The organism is Shewanella sp. 10N.286.48.B5, from assembly GCF_002874355.2.
Taxonomy (GTDB): domain Bacteria; phylum Pseudomonadota; class Gammaproteobacteria; order Enterobacterales; family Shewanellaceae; genus Shewanella.
This window is the reverse complement of record NZ_MCVG02000003.1, coordinates 88617-114053: the sequence shown is the minus strand read 5'-3', so window position 1 is coordinate 114053 and position 25437 is coordinate 88617. Positions and strand designations below refer to the sequence as shown.

The 25437-nt window shown below is 41.6% G+C and carries 19 protein-coding genes; 11 read left to right on the top strand and 8 right to left on the bottom strand.

What is annotated here, in order from left to right:
- Positions 1 to 192: 192 nt before the first annotated feature.
- The gene (locus tag BCU57_RS17350) at positions 193 to 1125 is read right to left on the bottom strand and encodes a LysR family transcriptional regulator (protein WP_102440328.1); all 933 of its coding nucleotides are present in this window, start codon (positions 1123 to 1125) and stop codon (positions 193 to 195) included.
- 88 nt (positions 1126 to 1213) lie between these two features.
- Between BCU57_RS17350 and BCU57_RS17345 the strand changes: the two genes are divergently transcribed.
- The 9 genes from BCU57_RS17345 to BCU57_RS17305 all read left to right on the top strand — a co-directional run bounded on the left by BCU57_RS17345 (position 1214) and on the right by BCU57_RS17305 (position 15849).
- Complete coding sequence (locus tag BCU57_RS17345; protein WP_102440327.1) at positions 1214 to 2020, top strand: class II aldolase/adducin family protein; 807 nt, start codon at positions 1214 to 1216, stop codon at positions 2018 to 2020.
- A 106-nt stretch (positions 2021 to 2126) separates the two neighbouring features.
- Positions 2127 to 3017 (top strand): bile acid:sodium symporter family protein, encoded by an 891-nt coding sequence (locus tag BCU57_RS17340; RefSeq protein ID WP_102440326.1) that lies wholly within the window; start codon positions 2127 to 2129, stop codon positions 3015 to 3017.
- Between the two features lie 287 nt (positions 3018 to 3304).
- Positions 3305 to 6385: a chemotaxis protein CheB gene (locus tag BCU57_RS17335; RefSeq protein ID WP_102440325.1), complete on the top strand. Its 3081-nt coding sequence runs from the start codon at positions 3305 to 3307 to the stop codon at positions 6383 to 6385.
- 107 nt (positions 6386 to 6492) lie between these two features.
- The gene (locus BCU57_RS17330; protein WP_241903588.1) at positions 6493 to 8691 is read left to right on the top strand and encodes a GGDEF and EAL domain-containing protein; all 2199 of its coding nucleotides are present in this window, start codon (positions 6493 to 6495) and stop codon (positions 8689 to 8691) included.
- Positions 8692 to 8970: 279 nt separating this feature from the next.
- Positions 8971 to 9702: a histidine phosphatase family protein gene (locus BCU57_RS17325; RefSeq protein WP_102440323.1), complete on the top strand. Its 732-nt coding sequence runs from the start codon at positions 8971 to 8973 to the stop codon at positions 9700 to 9702.
- An 89-nt stretch (positions 9703 to 9791) separates the two neighbouring features.
- Positions 9792 to 10538 (top strand): SDR family oxidoreductase, encoded by a 747-nt coding sequence (locus BCU57_RS17320; protein WP_102440322.1) that lies wholly within the window; start codon positions 9792 to 9794, stop codon positions 10536 to 10538.
- A 257-nt stretch (positions 10539 to 10795) separates the two neighbouring features.
- A complete protein-coding gene (locus BCU57_RS17315; protein ID WP_102440321.1) occupies positions 10796 to 11971 on the top strand; it encodes a BamA/TamA family outer membrane protein in 1176 nt (391 codons plus the stop codon).
- A gap of 1192 nt (positions 11972 to 13163) precedes the next feature.
- Entirely contained in the window at positions 13164 to 15302 is a 2139-nt protein-coding gene (locus BCU57_RS17310) for a bifunctional 2',3'-cyclic-nucleotide 2'-phosphodiesterase/3'-nucleotidase (protein ID WP_102440320.1), read from the top strand.
- A gap of 247 nt (positions 15303 to 15549) precedes the next feature.
- Positions 15550 to 15849: a DUF3144 domain-containing protein gene (locus tag BCU57_RS17305; protein WP_102440319.1), complete on the top strand. Its 300-nt coding sequence runs from the start codon at positions 15550 to 15552 to the stop codon at positions 15847 to 15849.
- Between the two features lie 325 nt (positions 15850 to 16174).
- Here the strand turns inward: BCU57_RS17305 and BCU57_RS17300 are convergent, their stop codons facing one another.
- The 5 genes from BCU57_RS17300 to BCU57_RS17280 all read right to left on the bottom strand — a co-directional run bounded on the left by BCU57_RS17300 (position 16175) and on the right by BCU57_RS17280 (position 22034).
- Positions 16175 to 17353, bottom strand: a complete 1179-nt coding sequence (locus BCU57_RS17300; RefSeq protein ID WP_102440318.1) for a winged helix-turn-helix domain-containing protein — start codon at positions 17351 to 17353, stop codon at positions 16175 to 16177.
- Between the two features lie 142 nt (positions 17354 to 17495).
- Positions 17496 to 19730, bottom strand: coding sequence for a multiheme c-type cytochrome (locus tag BCU57_RS17295; protein WP_413211466.1), 2235 nt, complete (start codon positions 19728 to 19730; stop codon positions 17496 to 17498).
- A 344-nt stretch (positions 19731 to 20074) separates the two neighbouring features.
- Positions 20075 to 20731, bottom strand: a complete 657-nt coding sequence (locus BCU57_RS17290; RefSeq protein ID WP_198589289.1) for a hypothetical protein — start codon at positions 20729 to 20731, stop codon at positions 20075 to 20077.
- A gap of 48 nt (positions 20732 to 20779) precedes the next feature.
- The gene (locus BCU57_RS17285) at positions 20780 to 21475 is read right to left on the bottom strand and encodes a HupE/UreJ family protein (protein WP_102440317.1); all 696 of its coding nucleotides are present in this window, start codon (positions 21473 to 21475) and stop codon (positions 20780 to 20782) included.
- A gap of 346 nt (positions 21476 to 21821) precedes the next feature.
- A complete protein-coding gene (locus BCU57_RS17280) occupies positions 21822 to 22034 on the bottom strand; it encodes a hypothetical protein (RefSeq protein ID WP_133149396.1) in 213 nt (70 codons plus the stop codon).
- A 229-nt stretch (positions 22035 to 22263) separates the two neighbouring features.
- On the opposite strand from BCU57_RS17280, the gene BCU57_RS17275 reads away from it, so the two are divergent.
- Positions 22264 to 22860 (top strand): TetR/AcrR family transcriptional regulator, encoded by a 597-nt coding sequence (locus BCU57_RS17275; RefSeq protein WP_102440316.1) that lies wholly within the window; start codon positions 22264 to 22266, stop codon positions 22858 to 22860.
- A 97-nt stretch (positions 22861 to 22957) separates the two neighbouring features.
- Positions 22958 to 23647, top strand: coding sequence for a haloacid dehalogenase type II (locus BCU57_RS17270; RefSeq protein ID WP_102440315.1), 690 nt, complete (start codon positions 22958 to 22960; stop codon positions 23645 to 23647).
- 173 nt (positions 23648 to 23820) lie between these two features.
- Here BCU57_RS17270 and BCU57_RS17265 read toward each other — a convergent pair whose 3' ends face one another.
- Positions 23821 to 24477 (bottom strand): DsbA family oxidoreductase, encoded by a 657-nt coding sequence (locus BCU57_RS17265; RefSeq protein WP_102440314.1) that lies wholly within the window; start codon positions 24475 to 24477, stop codon positions 23821 to 23823.
- A 220-nt stretch (positions 24478 to 24697) separates the two neighbouring features.
- On the bottom strand, positions 24698 to 25246 hold the full coding sequence (locus BCU57_RS17260; RefSeq protein ID WP_102440313.1) for a carboxymuconolactone decarboxylase family protein: 549 nt from the start codon (positions 25244 to 25246) through the stop codon (positions 24698 to 24700).
- Positions 25247 to 25437 lie beyond the last annotated feature (191 nt).

Genomic DNA, 25437 nt, shown 5'->3' with positions numbered 1-25437 from the left:
TATGTTGGTTGGCTTTTCATTGGCTTGTTATTGGTTATGACTCAATATTTGAGGCGTTAGTCATTGGCTGTAATAGAGTATTGAGTGTCTAGACGATAATAAAATAGGCGCTATAGTGATTGTAAGTCAGCGTGTTATTACATCACAAAGCCCCCTTTTGGAGAATAAGGAGTGCGTGAGTTACGGGTTCTTTTATGGCTGCTTGTGCTCAACTCTTAAGTCTAACTCTTCCTTTGCGATTTTTAACAGTTTATCTCGCATCCAACCATTTAATGGGTCTTGCTCCGCTTGTTTATGCCAATACATATAGACAGGTAAATCGGGTACTTCAAAGGGCAGCTCTACCACACTCACGGGCATTTTATCTTTGAGTAGACTGGCGTAAGCATTTGGCATAGTCAGTAACATATCGCTGCGACTGATCACGCTGGTGGCGGCAAAATAATGCTCACATCGCAAGGCTATTTTTCTCGCAAGCCCGTGCATCGCTAACGCCATATCCACGAGGTCAACTTTGGAATCTTTTAAGGTGACCAAGGCGTGGGGGAAATTAACATAGTTGGCTAAGGTTAAGTCTTGCAATATCGGATGACCTTGGCGGCATATTAACGAAAACCGCTCATTACACACTAGTGTGTGGCGAATATCGTCATGGGTTGGCATTAATACATCAATGACAATATCTAAGTCTTGATGCATTAACGCGGGCTCCATTTCAACCTGTGTAACTTGACGGCTATTTACTGTGATATTAGGGGTATTTGTCAGTAAGTCAGTGACCAATACTGGGAAAAATATCGATTCTAAAATATCGCGAAAACCAAACTTAATCTCCCGCTGATGTTGACTGACATCAAAGGCTGTATTGTCTGACAGTGTTTGCTCTAACACTGCTAATCCGTCAATCACTTGGGGAATAATGTTCTGGCAAACGGATGAAGGCACCATTTTTCTGCCGTGGCGGATAAACAGTGGGTCGTTAAATTTGTCTCGTAATCGTGCTAGTGCGTGGCTAACCGCTGGCTGGGTAAGATGCAGTTTAGTCGCAGCGGCGGTAATACTGCCTTCTTGATAGACAGCTTTGAGCACTAAGAACAAATTTAAATCAATCTTACTATGCATCATATTAATGTTTCGCCATAAATTTATATCACTTTTATTTATCTTACGACTATTTACATTAGATTAACATGAGTTAAAAAAGGAACAGTTAATGAATAGTCATATGATGGAACAAGCGAAGCGCATGACCATAGGTAGTGAGAAATATAAGCTACCAATGCCAGCGACATTTAGCGATCCGCTAGAGCAACGTGAATATGAAAAGCAGCGCTTAGCGGCAGGTTTTAGGGCGTTTGCCCTTAAAGGATTTGATGAAGGATTAGCAGGGCATATTACCTTGCGTGACTGCATTGAACCAGAGACTTTTTGGGTCAATCCTGTTGGGATGTACTTCGGCCACATTACAGTCTCTGACTTAGTTAGGGTTGATCACCAGGGTAATATTATTGAGGGGAACTCTGCCATTAATAATGCCGCTTTTGCCATTCATTCTAGGATCCATCATGCCAGACCGGATGTGAATGCCATTGCTCATGCGCATACCACTTATGGTCGCGCTTTTTCTGCCTCGGGTGAGTTATTAGCGCCAATTTCCCAAGATGCTTGTATGTTTTATCAAAATCACAGTGTGTTTAATGCGTTCACAGGAGTTGTCGCTGAATTAAGTGAAGGCGATATGATTGCTGAATCATTAGCTGATAATACCGCAGTTATTTTACAAAACCATGGGCTGTTAACCGTGGCTAAATCAGTAGATGCTGCGGTGGCTAACTTTGTGATGATGGACAGTTGTTGCCATAGTCAATTATTGGCACAAGCAGCGGGCAATATGCAGCTTATTAGCGATGAAATTGCCACTAAAACCCGTCAGTTTAATGGTTCTGACTTGGTGACATGGGGTAACTTTCAGCCCTTGTTCCAACAAGTGCTTGCTCAAGATAGTCGTTTTCTTGATTAAAGCGAGAGCAAACAGTGATTATAGGCGTCAGCAAAAAGTGCCAGTAGAAAGTACCTGCAGGGATAAATAACATCAATGGACATCAATGGACATCAGGGGGGGATGTATGGAAGCGTCAATTTTTACTGAGGTGTTATTACCGCTGGCATTGGCCTTTATTATGCTTGGTATGGGGTTGAGTTTAACTCAGCAAGATTTTACGCGCTTATGGCGCACACCTAAACCCATTATAGTGGGTTTGCTTGGGCAAGTGATTCTGCTGCCTTTGTTGGCGCTAGGTATTTGTATCGCGTTAGACCTTAATGCTGCATTGGCGGTAGGTTTGATGATCCTTGCAGCTTGTCCCGGCGGCACTATGTCTAATGTCTTTAGTCATTTAGCTAAAGCAAATCTAGCACTATCAGTCAGTTTAACGGCGTTATCCACATTAATTTGTGTGTTTACCACGCCGTTTATTATTGGTTACTCGGTGCTGTTATTTGTAGGTGATCAAGCGACAGAGTTTTCAATTTTGGCAGCGGCCTTAGGGCTGGTGCTGATTACTTTACTGCCTGTATTGATAGGCATAGTGATTCGGCACCATTACGCATCTTGGGCACAAAAAGTGGCAGTGTATTTTAGGCGGTTTTCACTGTTTTTTATGCTCACTATGATTATTGCCCTGATAATCAAAGAGCGTGAGTTGTTACTCGAATCATTTGAACAAGTCTTTCTGGCGAGTATTTCACTGAATATATTATCGGTAATGATGGGGCTATTACTGGCTAGGTTGTGCTCATTATCCATTATTGATGGACTAACGTTAGGCATTGAAGTTGGTATGCAAAATGCGGCTTTGGCAATATTAATTGCGATCAGTTTTTTGCATGAACCTGAGTATGCTATTGCCGCAGGGGTATATGGTTTAACTATGTACATTGGCCCTAGTTTATTAGTGTATTGGGTTAAGCACTTTCGCGGCCGAAAAACACAGGTGCAGCAACCTGCTAATCGTTAATGATGAAGGCTATTGTTATCATGACTTTCAAACATTAACAATGGGTGGCACTTTATTTAATAATAACTAATGCGATAAGGTGAATATTAATGGCCACTATACAATAGCTAAATCATCCGTTATAGAGGTGCTTAGTGCTAACCTCTATGATTGAATCGTCTGTAATTACGACCAATATATGTATTAAAGTCCTTATTAATCAGTAATGAGGCTAAGTTTATTGAGTTTCTTGCTCATGGGGCGCATTATCTAAACTCGACTTCTTTAACATAAAATCACTTCAAATAATGAAAAAGCCCAATGCTGCTACCGCGCCGACTCCGCTGACAACTGATGTAAAAACGTCGGCGACAAAGGCTGACTTTCCTATTATTGGTATTGGTGCTTCTGCTGGCGGCCTTGAGGCCATTGAGCAGTTTTTAAGCCAGGCTAAAGCTGATTGCGGTATGGCTTTTGTGGTGGTGCAGCATCTAGACCCTCACCATAAAGGCATTATGTGTGAGCTGTTGCAGCGTGTAACCCCGCTTAAGGTGCTACAAATTAGCGATCGCATGATGGTTAAGCCCAATCATGTATATGTTATCCCGCCCGCTTATGACCTAACTCTTTTAAATGGGACATTACTGCTATTTCCTCGTGTTGAGCCCCATGGGTTACATTTACCGATAGATTATTTTCTTAAGTCTTTAGCGGCTGATAAACAGGCTCAAAGCATTGCGGTGATTCTGTCGGGAATGGGCTCAGACGGCACGCTTGGGTTACGGGCTATCAAAGAAAAATTTGGTGCAGTGTTTGTACAGCGCCCTGATACGGCCAAATTTGCCAGTATGCCTAAAAGTGCCATTGATACCGGACTAGTTGATGCTGTAGCACCCGCAGATGTGTTAATGGATAATGTGGTTAATTACCTCAACCACATGCCTATTCAGGTTGAAAATACTGAACAAGATCACCACGACATTAAAAAAGTCATCGCCTTGCTGCGATCCCATACAGGGCATGATTTTTCCCGTTACAAAAAAAGCACCATTTATAGACGTATTGAGCGGCGCATGGCTTTGCATAAGCTCACCACCATTGCTGACTATGCTCAGTATTTACGCAGTAATGCCCAAGAAAATGAACTGCTGTTTAACGAGTTACTCATTGGTGTGACACACTTTTTCCGTGACAGTCAGGTTTGGCTGCAGCTTCAGGATGAGGTTATTCCAGCATTGCTGGCTAAACACCCAGAAGGCGGCACCTTGCGAGCTTGGGTACCTGCTTGCTCTAGCGGTGAAGAGGCTTATACATTGGCAATCGTGTTTCAAGAAGCCTTAAAGCAAGGGAGTTATCCCCAGCATTTTGAGTTGCAGATATTTGCCACCGATCTTGATAATGACGCGGTTAAAAAAGCCCGAGCTGGGATCTACCCGGCGAGTATTGCAGATGATATTGCTCAAACGCTATTAGATCATTATTTTGTGGCCAATAAGGCAGGTTACCGCATCGGTAAAGAAATACGGGAAATGGTTATTTTTGCCCAGCAAAATCTGGTCACCGATCCACCATTTACTAAGCTTGATTTAATCAGTTGTCGAAACTTGTTTATCTATTTAGAAGCGGATTTACAGCAAAAGCTGATCCCCTTATTTCATTACAGCTTAAATCCTGGTGGGGTGCTGGTGTTAGGCACCTCTGAAACCATAGGTAAAGACGACGTCCTGTTTAGTGCTGTGCATGAAAAACTGCGTATTTATCAGCGATGCGAGACAATTGAACCGATTAATTTAATGAGCTTTCCAAGCAGAACCTCAGGTGGCTATTCACCTGAGCAAATGTTTGAAAAACTGGTGCCCGCTAAAACCCAAGGAGTTGATGATTTGAACTTAGAAGACTTGACCCAATCGCTGTTGCAAGAGCACTTTGTGCCAGCGGCGTTGCTGACCACAGAGCAAGCGGATATCGTCTATATCAATGGTAAAACTGGCAATTATTTAGAGCCCGCAGCCGGTAAAGTGAATCACAATCTATTTGCAATGGCTCGTGAAGGTTTAACTGCGCCCATAAGTGAAGTGTTTAATCGGGCTGTGCGCCAAAAGAAGAAGGCTGAACTAAGAAATATTAGTGTGGGGACTAATGGCAATGCAGTGCAAGTGGATGTGAGTGTGCAACCATTGCTGCAACCTGCAAGTCTGTGTGGCATGGTATTGGTGCTGTTTAGTGAATCATCAATGCAGACTTCGGCTTTAAGCACGCACAGTAGCGCTGATGGCGTTGATAGCGCTACTGATACTGATGAAATAGTTGCCTTAAACCAAGTCCTGCAACAGGCTCGGGATGATTTAAGGATCACCACCAATGAGATGCAGTTTGCACAAGAAAACCTCAAGTCGACTAATGAAGAATTACAAAGCACCAATGAAGAGCTGCAAAGTACTAACGAGGAGCTGACCACCTCTAAAGAAGAAATGCAGTCGATGAATGAGGAATTACAAACCGTCAATCATGAGCTAAACACTAAAGTTAATGAGTTGTCAGAAGCCAGTGATGACATGAAAAACCTGCTTAATAGCACCAATATTGCCACCTTGTTTTTAGATAGCGATCTTAAGGTGCGCCGTTATACCACTGAAACACGCAGTATTTTCAAACTCATTGCCAGTGATGTTGGTCGTCCGATCACTGATTTAGTTAGCTCGTTAATTTATCCCGCCTTGGCTGATGATGCCTGCGAAGTGCTGCGGAGCCTGATATTTCAGCAAACAGAGGTGCAAACCCATGATGGTCGCTGGTATATCGTGCGCATCATGCCTTATCGCACCCAAGAAAACCTCATCGATGGCGTAGTGATCACCTTTAGTGACAATACTGAAAACAGAATGGCGAGTATTGCCATGACGCAATCGGAATCGCGATTCCGATTATTATTTGAAAATTCCTCCCATGCAGTTGCCTATAAAAGAATCATTTTGAACAATGACAAAGCGGTAGACTTCAACTATCTTGAAGTAAACAACGCTTATGTTGGCATAACCGAACTACATGACGTAATTGGAAAAAATGGCAGTGAAGTCATTCCAAATATCCTCCAATCGAATAGTGACTTTATGGCTGCTTGTGGTCGCGTCGCTATGTCTGGCAAGCCAGAAAAAATTGAGTATTACGTAAAAGAAACTAAGCAATGGTTTGAATGTTCAATGTACTCACAACAACAAGGTCTGTTTGTTTGTGTGACTAAAAACATTACCGATAAAAAGCACAACTTAAAAACCTTAAATAATGTAAGGGAAATACTTAAGCGGGGGAATAACTCCTCTGAAGCAGAGCTTAGGAATTTATTGGTGGATGTACAAAATAATCTGGAGAAACTTTGCAAGATGGAATAGCAAAGTGATATCCAAAGGCAAAGGAAGATAGCCATGACCAAGTGCACGCAATGAACAAGGGTATAAAGCCAACTATTCAAAGCCTGAATTCATTGCGGAAGGATTCTATGCAGTGTCAGCATAAACATGATTGCAATGAGTGCAATGAGCGCTGCTCACTAGCGGATGAGGTTGCAGCTGAACGATTATTACATGAGTTACAGGTGCATCAAATCGAATTAGAGATGCAGCAAAACGAGCTAATAGTGGCCAGAGATATCGCCGAATCAGCCGCTGCAAACTATCAAGCATTATATGATTTAGCCCCAGTAGGTTATGTTTCGCTAAATCGCACTGGGTATATCACTCAGGCTAATTTTACCGCTGCAAGTATGTTAGGTATGCCCCGTAAAAATATACTGGGTAAACGCCTTGGAGCATACTTAACTGAAGACTCCCTACTGCAATATAACGCCCACCTTGCCAATACTTTTCAAGGCGTTGACTCTCCAGACAGTGAGATAAAACTTAACATCGATAATAAGCTAAGCACGGTACAGTTAAAGCTTACTATTAACGAAGATGGCCTTGAATGCCTTAGCGCACTGACAGATATTACCGCCACTAAAAAATCTGAAATAAAATTAAAACTTGCCGCCAGTGTTTTTAGTCATGCTCATGAAGGCATCATGATCACCGATTTAAAGGGCAATATCCTTGAAGTTAATGACACTTTCACTCAGATAACAGGCTTTAGCCGTCAAGAGGCCATTGGTAAAAACCCACGAATTTTCAGATCGGGTCGACAGTCTGCAGACTTTTACGACGGTATGTGGAGCACGCTGAAACAGCATAACTATTGGTGTGATGAAATATGGAATAAACGCAAAAACGGCGAAATTTATCCGCAAATGCAATCAATCAGTGCGGTGCGTGATGTGTATGGCAAGGTCATGCACTATGTCTCAATGTTTACTGACATAACCGATAAAAAAGCGCACCAGCAGCAACTAGAGCATACCGCCCATCACGATATGTTAACTGGTTTACCCAATAGAGCATTACTGGCCAATAAGTTAGCGCAGGCACTAAAACAGAGCCAGCGACGCGGTAAAAAGCTGGCACTGGCTTATCTTGATTTAGACGGCTTTAAAGCCATTAACGATACCCACGGCCATAGCACTGGCGATCAATTCTTAGTTTTAATTTCACTGGCGTTGAAAAGTGCGCTGCGTGCAGGAGACTTTTTAGCGCGTATTGGCGGTGATGAGTTTGTTGCAGTGCTGAGCGACCTTGAACAGGCCAGCGATTGTGAGCCAGTATTACAGCGGATGCTGGTGGCTGCATCGCAAAGTATTATTTGCAATGAAGAAATACTGCAAGCTTCAACCAGTATTGGGGTAACACTGTACCCGCAAAATGGCACCGATCCAGACTTATTGCTAAGACAAGCTGATCATGCGCTGTATCAAGCGAAAGACGCAGGCAAAAGCTGTTATTTATTTTTTGATAAGGACTCTGCTGAAGCCTCGAAAACGAAACGAAAGAGCCTTGAGTGTATTATTCAGGCTTACGAAAACCAAGAGTTTGTTCTTTATTTTCAGCCTAAAGTAAATATGAACACAGGGAAAGTAGTGGGGGTTGAAGCATTGCTGCGCTGGCAGCATCCGCAACAAGGATTATTGCTGCCAGAAGTCTTTTTACCCATGATTGAAGACCACTTAATTAGCATTAAAATAGGCGAGTGGGTAATTGATACTGTACTTAAACAACTAGATGAGTGGCAAGAAAAAGGCTTAACGATTCCCGTTAGTGTCAACATTGGCGCCAGCCAATTGCAAAGTAGTGACTTTGTCGCCAACTTAGCTGCAGCTTTAACCGCTTACCCTAATATTTCTCCCGAGCTATTGGAAATGGAGATATTAGAAACCAGTGCCTTAGAAGATATGGTTAAAATTAGTCAGCGAATGAACGCCTGTTTACAAATGGGCGTTAAGTTTGCCTTAGATGATTTTGGTACCGGTTACTCATCACTTACCTACCTTAAAAGCTTGCCTGCTACGAAATTAAAAATAGATCAGAGCTTTATTCGGGATATGTTAACAGATACGTCTGATCTTGCTATTGTGAAGGCTATCATAGGCCTAGCAGATATCTTTGACCTTGGGGTCATAGCTGAAGGGGTAGAAAACAAGGCACAAGCTGACAAGCTGTTATCACTTCACTGCACTATAGCTCAAGGTTATGGTATTTCTAGACCTATGCCAGCAGCACAGGTGCCTAAGTGGGTGCAAGCTTGGCACTGCAATCCAACTTGGACTGCGTAATTCTTAATGCGAATAAAAGCGCTCTAATTCACTATCACTTACCCTCATAACTCAATTCTTTGCTTCCTAATCAAGTAACTAAAAAGGCTTCTTTTGTATCATGATTAAAGACTGTCGAATCCCCTTTAAAAATAGGCTATGTTAATGAAATAAACAGGTCGCTCTTACGGGCTTTAAATGCTGTTGAGCATGATTTAGCATTTGGATGTAAAAACGGTTTATGGGCATTATATAAGGCGCTTAACGCAGCAAATTCAGCATTTAGTGATGGGACTTACCATGAGTAAAATTTTTCTAATTCGTCACGGCCAAGCCAGTTTTCATGCCGATGATTATGATCAGTTATCTGATTTAGGCATTGAGCAGGCTAAGCTGGTGGGGCGATATTTAGCCAATAAAACCATTACGCCAGATCTCGTGATAACAGGCTCAATGTTACGCCATCAGCAAACCGCGCAGCATAGCCTAGATACCTTTGGTTTGGCCGATGATGCACTGATAAGTTTAAGTGAGCAAGATGCTGGCTGGAATGAATATGACCATCAAAATATTCTCGGTGCGTATCATCCTGAGTTTACCAGCCCCAGTAAAATGCGCGCATTTTTAGCTCAAGAGCCCGATCCTCTCGCGGCTTTTCAGCAGCACTTTTTCGGCGCTATGGAGCAGTGGACACAGGCATCTGCAACGGCTAAGTTAAATGAAAACAACCTATATACAGAATCTTGGAGTGATTTTCAGCAACGGGTCATAGGTGTTTTTGAGCGCTTAACCAGCGAGCATCACGGTAAAACCATTTTGGTCTATTCATCGGGCGGACCAATTAGCGTGATTGCCAGTTTATTATTGGGATTGCCGCTAACACAGTTTGTCGATATTAATTGGTCATTAGTCAATGGCGGCGTGACCAAAGTGGTGGCCAGAGGTCAGGACAAGCAGTGGTCATTGTCGTCATTAAATGAGCACGATATATTCGAGCAACAAGGGGATAAAAGGATAATTACTTACACCTAAGTGCTTATTTTTGCTGTAACAGCGCCTAAAATGGGCTTAAATAGCCCATGTAAATAATAAAAATAACTCATCATAAAATGGATAATAAGATGCGAAAAAATATTTTGATCACCGGGGCAAGTTCGGGTTTAGGTCGAGGAATGGCCATTGAATTTGCAAAACAGGGATCTAACTTAGCACTGTGTGCGCGCCGAATGGATAGGTTAGTTGAGCTCAAGGCTGAGCTAGAACAAATTAACCCGCAAATTAACGTGCTGATAAAAGCCTTAGACGTGAATGATCATGAGGCTGTTTTTAGCGTTTTTGATCAATTTAACGCTGAAATGGGGCCGTTAGACCGCATTATTATTAATGCGGGCATGGGCAAAGGTGCTTCCATTGGTACTGGGTATTTTCATGCCAATAAACAAACCGCAGAAACCAATTTTATTGCCGCGCTTGCACAGGCTGAGGCGGCAATGGCTATCTTTAGGGCTCAAAATTCAGGGCATTTAGTCACCATATCATCTGTCAGTGCAGTACGTGGTTTTAGACGGGCGATGACAGTTTACGCAGCCACTAAAGCAGCGCTAACATCTCTTAGTGAAGGCATACGTATTGATGTAATGAATACGCCGATAAAAGTAAGCTGTATTCACCCTGGTTTTATTCAAAGTGAGATCAATGAAGGGGTTGAAAAAATCCCCTTTATTGTCGATACCGAAACCGGTTGTAAGGCGTTAGTAAAAGCGATTAATAAAGAAAAAGCCAACGCTTTTGTGCCAGGTTGGCCATGGGCAATATTGCATTGGGCATTACGGATTGCACCTGTGAGTGTTATCAGAAAAATGAGTTAAATCATTTGCTTAAATTAGAATTAGAATTGGCCTATTTATCCTGTGATAGATAGGCTTTTTTGTATTCACACTGCACTGAACCTTAGTTGTGATGGGATTGAATGGTTCGATCCTTCAACAGTGAGTCGAAAAACTGCTTTAATTAAGTCATAATTTTTATCGTTAATGCTGCTGAGTTTTATTGTGCTAACCCATATTGGTATTTTTGGGGACGGCCGATTCAGTACTGGTACTCTTTTTACTTGGTTAGGTACTTCATGTTTAAAAAAATCTCATTGTGCATTTTAGCGATGGCTTCTTGGCAAGCATCTGCTGAACAGTCTTATTTTTTTGACCAGCAAGATGGCCAATTTGATCTTGGCTATCACCTCGCTGAAAATGCCTATGGTTTTTTACCGGTTCCTATTTTAATTACTGAGCCTGCAGTTGGTGCTGGTGGTGGTTTGATGGGCTTGTTTTTGCACGAAACCGATGAAGAAAAAGAACTACGTAAACAAAAAGCCCTTGAGTCTATTGATGGCGGCGCCCAGTTAATTCCTGCAGCAATGACCTTGGTGGGCGGCGGCGCGACAGCCAATGGTACTTGGTTTGCTTTTGCGGGGCACCGTCATTCTTGGTTAAACGATAGTATTCGTTATACCGGCGGCGCAGGTGCTGCTAAGGCGAATTTAGATATTTATACTAATTTAGGTGGCTTACTACCTGAAGGGAAAAACCTCAAATTTGATACCACTACCGAAGCTTACTTTGCGATGCAAAAACTGCAGTTTAGAGTGGCTGATACGCCATTATTGTTGGGCTTAAAACAGCTATGGTCAGTGTCCAGTGTCTCATCATCAAACGCTGTAGTTGATTGGTTTTTGCAAACCGCACTGGGTGATAAACATACCACCTCAGGTCTTGGTTTGGTGGCCGAGTATGACACTAGAGATAATATGTTTTTCCCGAAAAAGGGTTACATTTTATCGGCTGAATACATGTTATATGATGAGGCGTTAGGTTCTGACAGTCATTACGGTACCTTAGATACCAGTGGCGAGTTTTATTTCCCTATTGCTAAAAAGTGGACCTTTGCGGTCGCTGCTAGTTATCAGGAATTGTATGAGAAAGACACCAGCCTTTCACCTACCACTAAGCCTTATGTTGATCTTCGTGGTGTATCAGCATTTCGATATCAAGGTGATCAAGTCGGCACCTTACAAGCGCAGTTGATGTATCACATAGATCACCGCTGGACGGTATCGACCTTTTACGGTTACGGCCAAACAGAGACAGAGACGGAATCAATACAAGACAGCAGCGACTCCGTTAATGCTTATGGTGTTGGCTTTCGCTATCAAATTGCCAGACGTTACGGCATTCATATGGGAGTGGATGTCGCCGCCAGTGAAGAGGAGCGGGCATTGTATTTTAACCTAGGCTCGGGCTTTTAATCGTCAATCAGACACTTAAGCACATATTAATTGGCAATCAGTTTATATGTGCTCTTACCTTTATAAGTACTATTGAATTCAGTAGTAGTCAATATCATCTACCAGGGACTTAGTTATAATTCTTACACTTTTAATTAAGCACTTTTCGATAATAAAATTATATTTAACTGATAATTGATTACACTGTTTATATTGGGTTGTCTCTATGTCTGTATTTTACAAATAGTGTTGCTATTTTATCTTTGCTTATGTCTTTATTAACAATCTAATCATTTTGTAACTGCTGTAGGTTATTAATAATTAGGGTTTGAATAATTTAAGAAACTATTTTTATTAATTGCCATTTAATTTGTTGGTAATTTAAAGTGTCGCGGCGAGGCTTAAGATGTTTATTTGTTGTTGCTCAGGTGTTTGTTTGTGGCTTGATTTGTGTTTATTTTGTGAGAAACACTTGTTGCAGCCAGGTTTTTAATTTAAATTTTCAAAACTAATTTTATATTTATAATGTTATCAGTAGCAGTAGGCGAGTAGTACTGAATTGTTTTCTATTTTGGTCAGATTTGAAATTTATTGATCATTTCAAGAACAAGTGTCATTTCAATTGACTGGGACATAAGCTCTACCAATCATCACAATCATAAAAGCTAAGGTTTTGTAATTAAACATGGTGCCAAAGGCTAGAGTAAAATAGAGGTCTGAAATTTTGGTTTTATCTTATCTGTCTGTACTTTAATTATTTTATGTTTTTGATTGTGGCAGTGTCTTGCTGTCGAAACAATTCAGAGTGTTGTTTTTTATTCATATCTTGAGGGATATTTTTTATCCTAAGAGATACTTGTTGAATATATGTGCTGTTTTTATATTAACTGAAATATTTATGAGGGGTAAGTTAAGACTTAAGGTTTTTAGCCGTGAGTCTTAAGCTTGTTTTTCAAACTATATCTGTAATTTTTATTTTTACGTTTGTTGCTTGTTTTCTGCGTTGTTATTTTTTTTGACTTTAAATTCAAAGCTGTTTTTTGTTTTTATTGTTGTTTGAAATAAAATCTTCACTTTACTTATTTGTATGTTTTATTTAATTTACTCCCGCCTTTACTGATGCTGAAATATTGCTTGAGATTAATTGACCAATCTTAATCTGTGGCAATAATTCGGCATACAGACATAAATAAAATAATTATTTGGAATAAATATGAAATTGAATGCTAAGAAGCTTCTGCTTGCGACCAGTGTTGCAGCAGTACTTACAGGTTGTAATAGCTCATCAGACGATAAATCAATTAGCATGGAAGTCCGTTTGATGGAAACCACAGATATCCATACTAACGTTATGCCATACAATTACTTCGCGAGTGCAGAACACAACGAAAACAACCTGCCAGAATGGGGCTTAGCACGTACTTCCTTAGTCATTGCTGAAACGCGTGAAGAAGTCGCCAATAGCATGTTATTTGATAATGGCGATTTAATCCAAGGTAGCCCAATGGGTGACTACATGGCAGCGCTAGGTGCAGAGCATCTTAAAGATGACAAGCATCCGGTTTACAAAGCGATGAACCATTTAAAATATGATGCGGCTAACTTAGGTAACCACGAATTCAACTATGGCCTTGAATACTTAGATGAAGCACTTAAAGGTTCAGATTTCCCTTACGTGAGTTCAAATGTGTGGAAGGCTGATAGCTCGCTTGAAAAAGTCAGCAATGCAGCAGATGAATGTGAAGTACGCATTACTGAAGATTTTTATGACACCGCTGAGCATATGTATAACCCATATGTCATTTTAGACCGTGAGTTTATTGCCGAAAATGGTGAATCATACAATGTTAAAGTCGGTGTCATTGGCTTTACACCACCAGATATTATGGGCTGGGATGCTTCGCATCTAGTGTGTAATGTGATGGTTTCAGATATCAAGAAAACCGCTGAACATTTTGTGCCTATGATGAAGGCTGAAGGCGCAGACGTTATTGTTGCTATCCCGCATTCAGGCTTGAACGATAATGAAGATGAATTTGCTGAAAACGCAACATTGCATCTAGCTTATGTTGACGGTGTTGATGCCATCATGTTTGGTCACGACCATCGCGAGTTCCCGAATCAAACTGATGAATACGGCGATATCCCAGGGGTTAATCCTGAACTGGGTTTAATTAATGGTATTCCTGCCATCATGCCAGGTTTCTGGGGTGCTAAGTTGGGTGTTATTGACCTAAAACTTAAATCTAGCGATGACGGCGAGACATGGACTGTTGACCATTCTCACTCTACAACCGAGCTGCGCTCACTAATTCCAAATGAGTCTGATGTTCTTATTGAAGATCTAGTAGTTGAAGAGCATGAAGGTACCGTTGATTACATGTCAGCAATGATTGCTGAAATCGATGTCAACATGAACAGCTTCTTCCCACAAGTGGTACCAGATTTATCCATGCAAGTGGTTAACCAAGCACAGCTTCATCAACTGAATAAATGGAAAGCAGAAGGCGAGTTTGCTGATGCATCTGCAGACGCTATTTTCATGTCTGTATCTGCGCCATTTAAATCTGGTCGTAATGGCGGCGCCGATTACACCAACATTCAAACTGGTGAGCTAACTAACGCTTCAGTTGCTGATATCTATGTATTTGATAACAATACCCCTGCCGTTTTAAAAATGACCGGTGCGGATATGAAAAACTGGATTGAGTGGGTTAACTCAAATGCTTATAACAGCTTACCATTAGCTGAAGGTGAGACTTTCTTAGTTGAAGGCTTCCCTGGTTATAACTTCGATGCGTTTTATGCTGGCTTTAATGAATCTGGCGAAGGCATGCTTAAGTACACAATCAACGTTGAAAACGAATCAAAGTACACCAACATTAATGGTTGGGAATTTGATACAACAGACAGCAAGCAGTTAGTTGAGCTTACCTATAACGGTACTGAAATGGCTGATGACGCAGAAATCTACGTGATTACCAACAACTACCGTGCTTCTAACTCTCGTATGCCTGGTGTTGATAACGCTGAGCTTGTTAAAGAAGAGGCGGCATTTAATAACCGTGAATTAGTGCAATTCTACTTGGCTGATCGTTTAGCTGAGCAAGAAGGTGATAGTAAATTAGCGTTCCCAAATGCTGAAGTGTTTGAGCTTATCGCGCCAAATACTACTAGTGTGTCATTTGCTTCTGCAAAGCTTGATGAAGCCTTCCGTTGTGCGACCAATGAAATTACTGGTCTTTCAACTGAGCAGGAAGATGGGACTAAAGAAGGTACTGAAGGTTTCACTATTTACAACTTTAACTTTGATTACAGTGGTGAATTTAACTGTAAAGCTAAAGGTCAGTAATGCTGATTTAGCGTTAAAGTTTAGCGTTAAAGTCTAGCAAGTATAAAACCCTACTTAAGCATTAGTAGGGTTTTTTTATGTGTTAAATTCAGTGAGTTCTCGACATATTGATGCTGCTCACAGTTACGGAGCATCATTATTGCAGAGTGTGAACCACCTTAAGGTTTACCAGCGTAAAAGCACGTAGGTTATTACCATTGCTATTTTACTTTGCCGCTACAGGCAACTTTCAGTACAAGGATCTATCATGTTTGATTCAAAACCAGATAAAGCTTTTTTCGATCGCGCTAGTCAGTTTATTAATGTTGCTAATGAGTTCAATCAAAATCCCAAGGTAAAAACGGGTGAGGTAAGCGCTTCATTCATGTATTCCTTAACCCGCTACAATGCTTGGTTTGCTTCTACTGGTTTTGATAATGCCGAAGAGATGCAGCAGAAAAAAGCTGACATGGTGGCCTATTACACTGAAGAGTACCGTAAGTTGTTAGAAGGTAATATGGACGATTACATTAAAAACTTTGATCATTACCGTAAAACACAAAAGTAAACCTGTTGCTGCACAGCGCAAGATTATGATTTAAAAAATCCACTATCAGAGTATCGTTAAGATAATCGACAGTGGATTTTTTATCGTTAATTATCTTGGTGTTGACGATTAAGCCCTATCAAGTGTCTCATTTTATACTCCGAGTAATGTTAATTACCCCGGCAACAACGGCATCGCAGTTTTGTTTCTAATAGAAACGGGCAAGACAAGATGACCAAGTTCCTATGTCGCGTTGTGCTTAGCCGTACTGAGTACTCTGCAATCTGCAATCTGCAATCTGCAATCATCAACACTCAACAATGTGAAATGGGCTCATCAATAGGTGCTATAGCGCTAATTGTTGCCGATGCAGCCATGCTACCGGATTGCCTAACAGTGGTAACTGCCATACACCATAATGCTCATCATCTTGTAGGCGGTAGTAGCGAATATCATTATCGAACAATAGGCTGCGGCGCAACGAGCTGTAGAAAGTGAACAGTTCGCCTTGTTTTCCTAAATGTTGATCTGGAGTGAGGTGTTGATGGTCAACGGTCATGAAAAATACACTTATGTTGTGACCTTCTTGCTCTATTTGTTGCTCATTAAATTGATAACGAGCTTGAAACTGTATCGATGCCCCATCGCAATTTAACAGGCTAATACAGGCATCAACCGTCATAATACCTGCTTTGTCTTCGTTGTAGAGCAAGGCCATCCTAAAATCGACTCTTACGATGTCACCAGATTCAGTCGGATAATAAATATAATTATTATAATGTTGCTCGGTTAATTCAGTTGTTTGTACAGCCGCTTTGGGTAAGGTTAATTGATTTCTGGACGGCGTGGTGGTGAGCTGTATCTTTTGCGTCAGCTGCTGTAGTTGTACTGCAGATATTAAGGCGTTATGGCTAACGGTATTGAGCAAGCCCGTTTGAGCGCAATCACCTTCTGGGCACATTGCTAAACTGTAGTAATGATTGTGTTGTCCTAGCCATTGGGGCTGGGATGGATTAATTATGGGCAGCGGCAATGAATCACAGTGATCTTCTGAGGTCGCCTCAATGACTGCTGTTAATGGATGTTGTTGACATAACGTAAAAGGCAGGTTTACTGAAGACGGTTGCCATTGTCTATACCCTATAACGGCGATAATGATACTCAAAAATATCAATATAACCATAGCTTTGATGGTTAGGGTTGTACGGGGATTTTTGTTTTGCTTTGTGGCCTGTGGCGCGTTTAATGCGTAACCATGACGCGGAATGGTTTTAAGCTCTATTGACTCATCGCTGGCAAGCTTTCGTCTTAAGGTACTGATGCATTGATTGAGAGATGCATCAGTCGCATTGCGGTTAGGCCAACCAGCTGATTGTAAATCGGTTTTAGTGGCGACACCTTCAGCCAGTATTAAATGTTTTAATACTGCATTTTCTGAAAACGATAATGAGTGCTGCTCACCTGTTCTAGCATCCGTCAGGGTTTGTTTGTCAGAATCGAATAGCAAGTTGGCCAGCAACAACATGAAAATTCCTGAGTGGTTAAGAAGAGATATAATATAGCGAAATGTGGTTGATGTTGATGTGAAAGTGGTCAAATAATTTGACCTTCCTCAAATAAAAAGGGGCATAAATGCCCCTTTGAGAGAGTGATGATGAATTTGGGGATTAATTCAATTTATGCTGTTGTTTGAGTTTGTCTAATTTATGGCAAGTGATACAGGATTCTGTTTCCAGCTCATCCTTAGGTACACCAAAACGACCGCCATTTTGCTCCATATGCGCACGTACATGGGGCTTAATTACCATGGTATTGCTGTCTTCGTCATACCGCTTGGCATGGCATGAATAACAAGTTGCAGACACTGGGCTCACATAAGCATCGACGTTAACATCAGTGGCCGGATACGCTCTGCTATCAGGATCATAAGTCAGATCCAATGCTAAGGGTTTGCCTTCTTCAGTTAAACGCTCTGCACCAAAAGTGTCACCTTCATGACAACGGTAACAGTTGGCTTGGTTAGCGGGGTAATTTACTGAGCGGATCCAATCCGGTTGTTTCTGAGTTGCCCGCTGGTTGTTATGTAATGAATGCATCCAGATTTTATGATCTGGGTGACTCACAACGAGTTGCTCAACAAAGTCTTTGTCACCTTGCACAGTATGACGTTCGCGAATGGCTTGGGTCGGCGGAGTATTGGGATTATGACATGCGACACACGCATCAACGATATCAGCAGTTGAGGTGCCGTAGCCTTTACCGCGAGGTATCATAGGCTTAAATGCAATAGCTTCTTCACCATCATTACCGGAGAAACAGGTCGTATTCGCCAGCTCAAGATTTGATTCGGTCTTACGAGAGTGACAACCACGGCAATTTAGCTCGGTAGTATCCGTTTCTTCATTGTAACCATGACAAGAACCGCAATTTTTGTTTGACACAATTGGGCGACGTTTAATTTCATCACGCAGGCCATTGGCATCAAAGAACCAACGTTTGTTATAAGTAGCATTGCTCTTAACGCCTTCTGCACCACAGGTCGCTGCTTGACCTAAATCATCCGTACAGAAAAAGACTCGATTCGAGATAAAGCCATAATTGTCTGAGGTGTCACCTGCAAAGGTATCATTCATCTCAATTGGCCCGACCCGGTAAACAAGGTTGCCATCAACTAATGCATGCACAGGCGTTAAGGGACGTAATCCGCTTTGCTCTGACGTCATTCGTTTGGTGGTTTTACCGTAAACAGTATAGCCGCGGCCTTGTCCCATGTGACCAGCAAGCCCTATACCGTCTTGTTGCCCTTGGGTGAAATTAACATCAATGCCCCAGTTTACGTACAACTCAAGCCCGGATAAATAATCCCAATCTTTCGCTTCTGTGCTAGTAAAAGGCAGCGCTTGGCCTTGTTGATCTTCAAGTCCAACCACGATTTCTGCAAATGATTCACCTTCAACATCAACAATCTTCGCATCGCTAATGTTGACATTCATTAGGCTGCGGCCCGCGATACCGGCATCGGCTTTGCCTCGGTGTTTATCATAGACATGCTCGGCACTATGGCAGCTTGAGCATTGGCTGTTATCACTCATACCGCTATGATCTATGTTGGCTTCTTCTAAGTTATGACAACTAGAGCAATTTTCACGAGTTGGCATTGTTTGCCAGTTTAACGCTTCAGTGTGTTCGGTTGTTTCTTCATCGTTGTGACAAGCTAAACAGTTACCAACGGTCTCAGAGCTAACACCAATATGAGCTTGATGAGCAATGATAGGCCATGTTTTATCATCATCGACTCTGCCTGCTGAGTGGCAAGTGGCACAGTTTTCTAGGCTATCACCGCCATGTTTAATGCTGGCAATGTCTTCATGACAGCTTAAACATGTTTGACTATCGACAATATTACGGGTGAACGATAGCTCAGAACCATCGACCATGTAATCAGTGTTTTGATATGTGGTCGGCACTAACTCAGTGCCATTTACGCGGAGGATAACGCGTTGGGGTAAACTTGCATCATAGCCATTTGGAAAGTAACTGCTATCGGCTAGGTTGGTACCCATTGTGTATTGGTATTGGCCGTTAGCAAAGTCGGTTAGCTCTCCTGGGCACTCTTCATTGCAGGTTTCGTTGAGCAGGTATTGCCAAGCAGAGCTATCACCATTAATTGGTGCGAGTAACTGAGCGGCTTCAACTCTAATGCTGTTAATTTTTGTGACAGGCGTCCCTTGTTCATTTTCAGCAGAGAATTTAAGGGTAATATTACCTTCAGAGACAGAAATATCTTCAATATCGAGGGATAAAACCTTCGCTGAAGGGCTGCTAGGTGGTGGTGAAATACCGTCTTCACCATCACGGCCATCGTTACCACACCCTGCCATAACAAGAGCGGCTAGTGACATGCTATATGCCCATATGTGCTTTTTATTGTTCATCATGATCATCTTAATTTTAGGATTATTAGTATTGCTTCCGCCGAGGACATTAGCTAAAGATGCGCAGATTTGATGAGTGAACTGTTTTAAAAATAGAGTTTTTTAGAGGGTTTGGCCTGATTTTAGATATTTTTAGCTTTTTTAACTGAAGCTGCTGGTAGTTTGGCTTTGAAAGTGGGGCATTCTAATAAATAAAATCCACTATCAGAGTATCGTTAAGATAATCGACAGTAGATTTTTTCTGATTTAGTTTTTTGATTTAGTTTGATGACTCATCACCACTAACCATTAACCACTAACCATTAAGCCAATCAGCCTTTAATGTTATAGGCCCCAGTCGTGTTGAGTACCACGGTAATGGCAGCATCGCTGGTGTTTTTCCAATACCAACCATGGGCACCTGCAAAAGGGGTGGTTAATGAGCCTGTCACTTTATTTGCAGTACTGATGTTGTAGCTTTCATAGTAGCCAGTGGTATCGCCTTGGGGCTCACCGTGAAAGTCAAAAAACAACGGCGCTTCATCAAGGGTGTGCCATTGATAGGTTAAATGAGTAAATTGATTGAGCAGTAATTTATATTCCAACCCTTTGCCTGCAGGAATAACCACATTGACGCTATCCGATCTTACCGCTGCCGTTTTTCGGGCTTGTTTAATGTCTGCAACTAAGGGCGCGGTGACAATGACTAACGCTGCACTCTCTATATCATCTATACCCTCTACACTTTCTGTATTTTCAACAGTCCCTATTTCAGCTGCTTGAGCTATTTTGGTTAACCCTAAGGCTTTGCCAATACCCGTCGGGTCGATATTGTATTCAGCAGGTAATATGGCTGTGACCAGTACAATCGCGGCAATAACACCTGCGGCGATACTGGCTTTAATAAGCGTTGCTGTGGAGTGTACAGGAATAGTTATGGAGTGCACCGGAATAACTATTGGCTGCAACTGTTGTTCATTCTTGTTCATGTTTGTTCCTTAAAAAATGCGGTAAATGATGATGCATATTCCGGCTGATTAATTGATAAAATAGCCAGTTAATTGAAAGCCCACTAACATTAAGCCGGTGCTCATTAGCAAGGTATTGGCGGCGGTAGAAAACTGCAGGTAGCTTTTATGACGTCGCCATAAGCTCATCACGATCAGTATCAATCCCAATGCTAAAAATTGGCCGATTTCAACACCGACATTAAAGGCGATGATGTTGGCAACAAGTCCATCGCTGGGCAGCTGAAACTCTTGAATCTTGGTGGTTAAACCAAAGCCGTGAAACAGTCCAAAGATCATCACTGCAACCTTGGTATTAGGTTGAAAACCGAATAGGCGTTTAAAGCCGCCGAGATTATCAAAGCCTTTGTACACAATTGAAAATCCAATAATGGCATCGATCAGATAAGCATTAATCTGCACATCATTTAGCACCCCAAATAGCAGGGTTACACTGTGGCCGATGGTGAATAAACTGACGTAAATCAGCACATCTTTAGTGCGAAATAGAAAGAAAATCACCCCGACGAGAAACAGTAAATGGTCGTATCCAGTGACCATGTGTTTAGCGCCAATGTAAATGAAAGGGAAGATGGAAACGCCCTGATTTAAGGTAAGAAATTGCCGAGTGTCTTCATCAACACCATGGGCAAATAAAGAAAATGAAGCGAAAAGCCCCATGAATATCACCACCATTTTTATGGCAGTGGCCAGTTGTTGGCTCATTGTTGTAACTCCAATAAGTCACGCACAAATGCGCGTTATAAATATCGCTTTACGACTGAGCTCAATCATTGAAGCTCTGCTGAAATAACTCAGTTTGGCCTTGATGAATGCGCAGTCAGTTAAATCACTCTTATTACGAATATGATTATAAAGTCGCTGACTTATTGATGTGGTGGAGGTATAGGGGGAGCAAATTGGTAACTTTGATAATCTATTGGATTATCTGAAAGGGTATTGGTATGGGCAAATTCAGCGACAAATATGGATTCGAATGGTGGATGAGCCGCAGAGAGTGACTGATTAGCATGTTCATGATCAGCAGCGGACTTATCAGGGTTATTCGCTGCTAATATTTCTGCCTGTGATTCAGTGGCATTAAAGGTTTTTTAAGTGTATTTTCAGCCTCTTGGTAAGGATGAGAGTGCTGTGATAAATCTGCATGGTGATGGGCAAGCACGATACCTGATGGATGTTCTCCGTGAGGGTATTGCACTGAGAATGCCGTACTAATAGTAAATAACTGACACAGCAATACCACTAACACTATTGATAGTGTCATAGGGGATAATGGCCTAGATGAAGATTGCAGTTTGGCCTGATCGTTATTGAAGTTCAGTTGTTTAAGCCTTGGCACCAAGTAGCGTCATTTATTAAGGTGATTAAATCAGATAAACCTTAAAACTACTAGAGCTGCAATTATTGGTCATCGCCAGTAAGGCAAACTAGACTTGAACAGTCGTTCATTGTAAAATTGAGCAATCGTTCAATATAGATCTGAGACTAAGATTATGACTAAAGCAGCCAAATTTAATCGTGAGGAAACGATTCAAAAAGCGGCCAACCTATATTGGCAAAAAGGTTTTCACGCGACTTCAATGCGTAACCTGCAAGAAGTAATCGATTTACGCCCTGGTAGTATTTATGCCAGCTTTGGCAGCAAAGAAGGCTTGTTTAAAGAGGCCTTACAATACTATGCGCAAACGGGTGTTGAGATGTTAGCCCAGTGCCGTATTGATGCTGGCTCGCCCCTTAGGGCGTTAAAACTGTTTATTGAGCGCTCAGTGTTAGCCAACAAATCAACCGTGCCAAGTGGTATGTGTATGCTGGTTAAAACTGTGGCAGAATTAACCACAGACAATGCCGATTTATTAGCTGAAGCTAAAAGTGCCTTAGGGATGGTTGAGGCTGAATTTGCCGCACTACTCACTGAAGCGCAGCAGTTAGGTGAGTTAGATACGACTCAAGATCCACAGGCGTTAGCACGTTTTATTCAAGTGCAGATAATTGGTATTCGTACTTATGCCCATGCCAATCAAGATGACGATACCATTCAAACTCTCATTGATGGTGTATTTGAAAGTTCGCAATTAATGCCTGGCCATTAAAAAGCGTTTGATTGTTGCAATGGCAATGCAGCGGCTAGGGACAAAGAGCACTAAAGTAAAACCTCTAAATAAATGATTTTATTTTTAAGGGATGAATATGGCTATTACACTGGCTTTTGATGTTTATGGCACGCTAATTAACACCCATGGGCTGTTGGCACAATTGCAAACGCTGGTGGGTGATAAAGCCTTTGGGTTCTCAACTACTTGGCGCGAGAAACAATTAGAGTATTCGTTTCGCAGAGGCTTGATGAACAATTATGTTCCTTTTAGTGAGTGTACCCGCCAAGCGCTAGATTATACCTGCCTGTATTATCAAATATCTTTATCTTCAAGCCAAAAACAAGCCTTACTAGAACGCTATAAAACCTTGCCAGCATTTGCAGAAGTAAAGCAAGGCTTGCTGGCATTTAAAGCCCAAGGTTATCGGTTATTTGCCTTTTCAAATGGTACTGCCAAAGCGGTTGAGCAATTATTGCAAACAGCAGGCCTTATTGAGTTATTTGAAGCGATAGTGAGCGCCGATGAGATCAATACCTTTAAGCCTAATCCGGCTATTTATCAGCATTTTTTGCATGTTTCAGATTCATTAGCCAGTGACACTTGGCTAATATCAAGTAACCCCTTTGATGTGACGGGGGCAATATCTGCAGGGCTAAAAGCAGCTTGGGTTAAGCGATCACCAACGGCGATATTTGACCCTTGGGAGATTCAGCCCAATGTGATCGCCACTGATTTACTAGCATTAGATAATATGATGAGCCAATTTGCGATTAAAGAGACTTAACGCCGCAGTGATAACATTTACCAAAGCTTATTTAGCAGTGAAGTTAATGAGCCGTGCTCTAAAAGCTTAAAGCAGAACGGGATAAATCCCATCAACAGCGGGTTCATAAACTAAAAAACGGATGATATTTATCATCCGTTTTTTATGTCATCGGCTTTAAAAAAGTCTCACCATTAGTTACTTTCTAACTCTGCCAATAGTTGCGTCAGTACCTGTTTATATGACTCAACCGGATGAGCGCCGTTTAAGGCACTAGTGCGGTTAAATATAACCGTCGGTACCGAAGATATTCCTGCAGCGGTCCATTGGTTTTTCTCAGCGCTGATATGCTCTCTGATGTCGGGGTTGTCTAATAATGCCATAGCCTCATCGACGTTAAGCCCAATAGCAGCTAGTTCATTGGCCAATACTGCTCTATCTGAGACATCTTTATGCTCAGTAAAGTAAGCGCTAAACAAACGTAATTTCAATTCAGTTTGTTTATCAAAACCTTTGGCGTAATCCAGCAATATATGAGCATCAAAGGTATTAACGATATGCATGTCGTCGCCAAAGTTAAACTCAAAATCGAATTCGGCGCCGCGCTGGGCAATATTTTCTCTGGCTTTGGCGCTATCTTCAGCACTTGAACCATATTTACGCGCCACATGTGCACGTAATTCTTCACCTTCTGTAGGCATATCAGGATTGAGCTCAAAAGGTTGCCACTCAAGTTCAACTTTGTCTTCTATCCCCAGCTCTTTAATGGCTTGCTGCAAACTCTTGTAACCGACCACACACCATGGACAAACTACATCTGAAACGATATCGAGCTTAATTTTATCTGACATATTACACTTGCCTTGCTATGTGATTTTGGACTTATGCTTTTCTTGGGCTTGTACTTAGGTTTGTACTTAGGTTTGTACTTAGGTTTGTACTTAGGTTTGAACTTAGGTTCGAATTTAGAATTGTACTTGGATTTAGCTTTGAAAATGATTAAAGCTGATAATTATCAGCTTTAATGTTAACCGTAAACGTCTTACTTATTGGTGAGCGCTGAATTAGCGACTACTTTTCCCAAGCAAATTGTTGAAAAGGCTTATCCACCGGAGTATGAGCAACATGGTTTACGTAGTTGCTAATGACTTTTTGTGACAGACCTAAAACGATTTCCAGTAACTGTTGCTGACCATAACCTGCTGTAAAGAAGGCTTCCATTTCAGCATCAGATAACAAGCCACGGTTACGCACCATCAACAATGTGGTGTCATGTAGTGCTTGTAATTTAGCGGTTGGCATTGCGGTGCGATTTCTCAGTGCTTCAGTTAACGCGCCATCCACTTTCATCATATGGGCGATGCCAGTATGGGCTGGTACACAGTATGTACAACCATGTTCAACATTAATGGTTTGCCACACTACCGTTAATTCTTCGGCATTGAAAGATGAGCTTTCAAATAGGTTATGCAGTGTTTGATAGGCCTCAAAGGTATTCGGCGATTCAGCAAGCACTCCATGAAGATTGGGCACCATGCCAAAGCTTTTTAAAGACTGTTCTAACATCGTTTTACTTGCTTGTGGTGCAGACTCGATAGTGTGAATAGTAAATTTGCTCATGATGATGCTCCGAATTTGAATCTTCTTATAAATAATTTAGTTCAAGTCAGTTAGCGCTAGTAAAAAATAGGGGGTAACTTCATTGTGTGAAATAAATATAGACTTAATTGAACGATCGTTCAAGATTTATTTTGAACGATTGTTCAAAATAAAAAGTGTTTTGCGATTAATGCATTGAACAAGCGTAGATT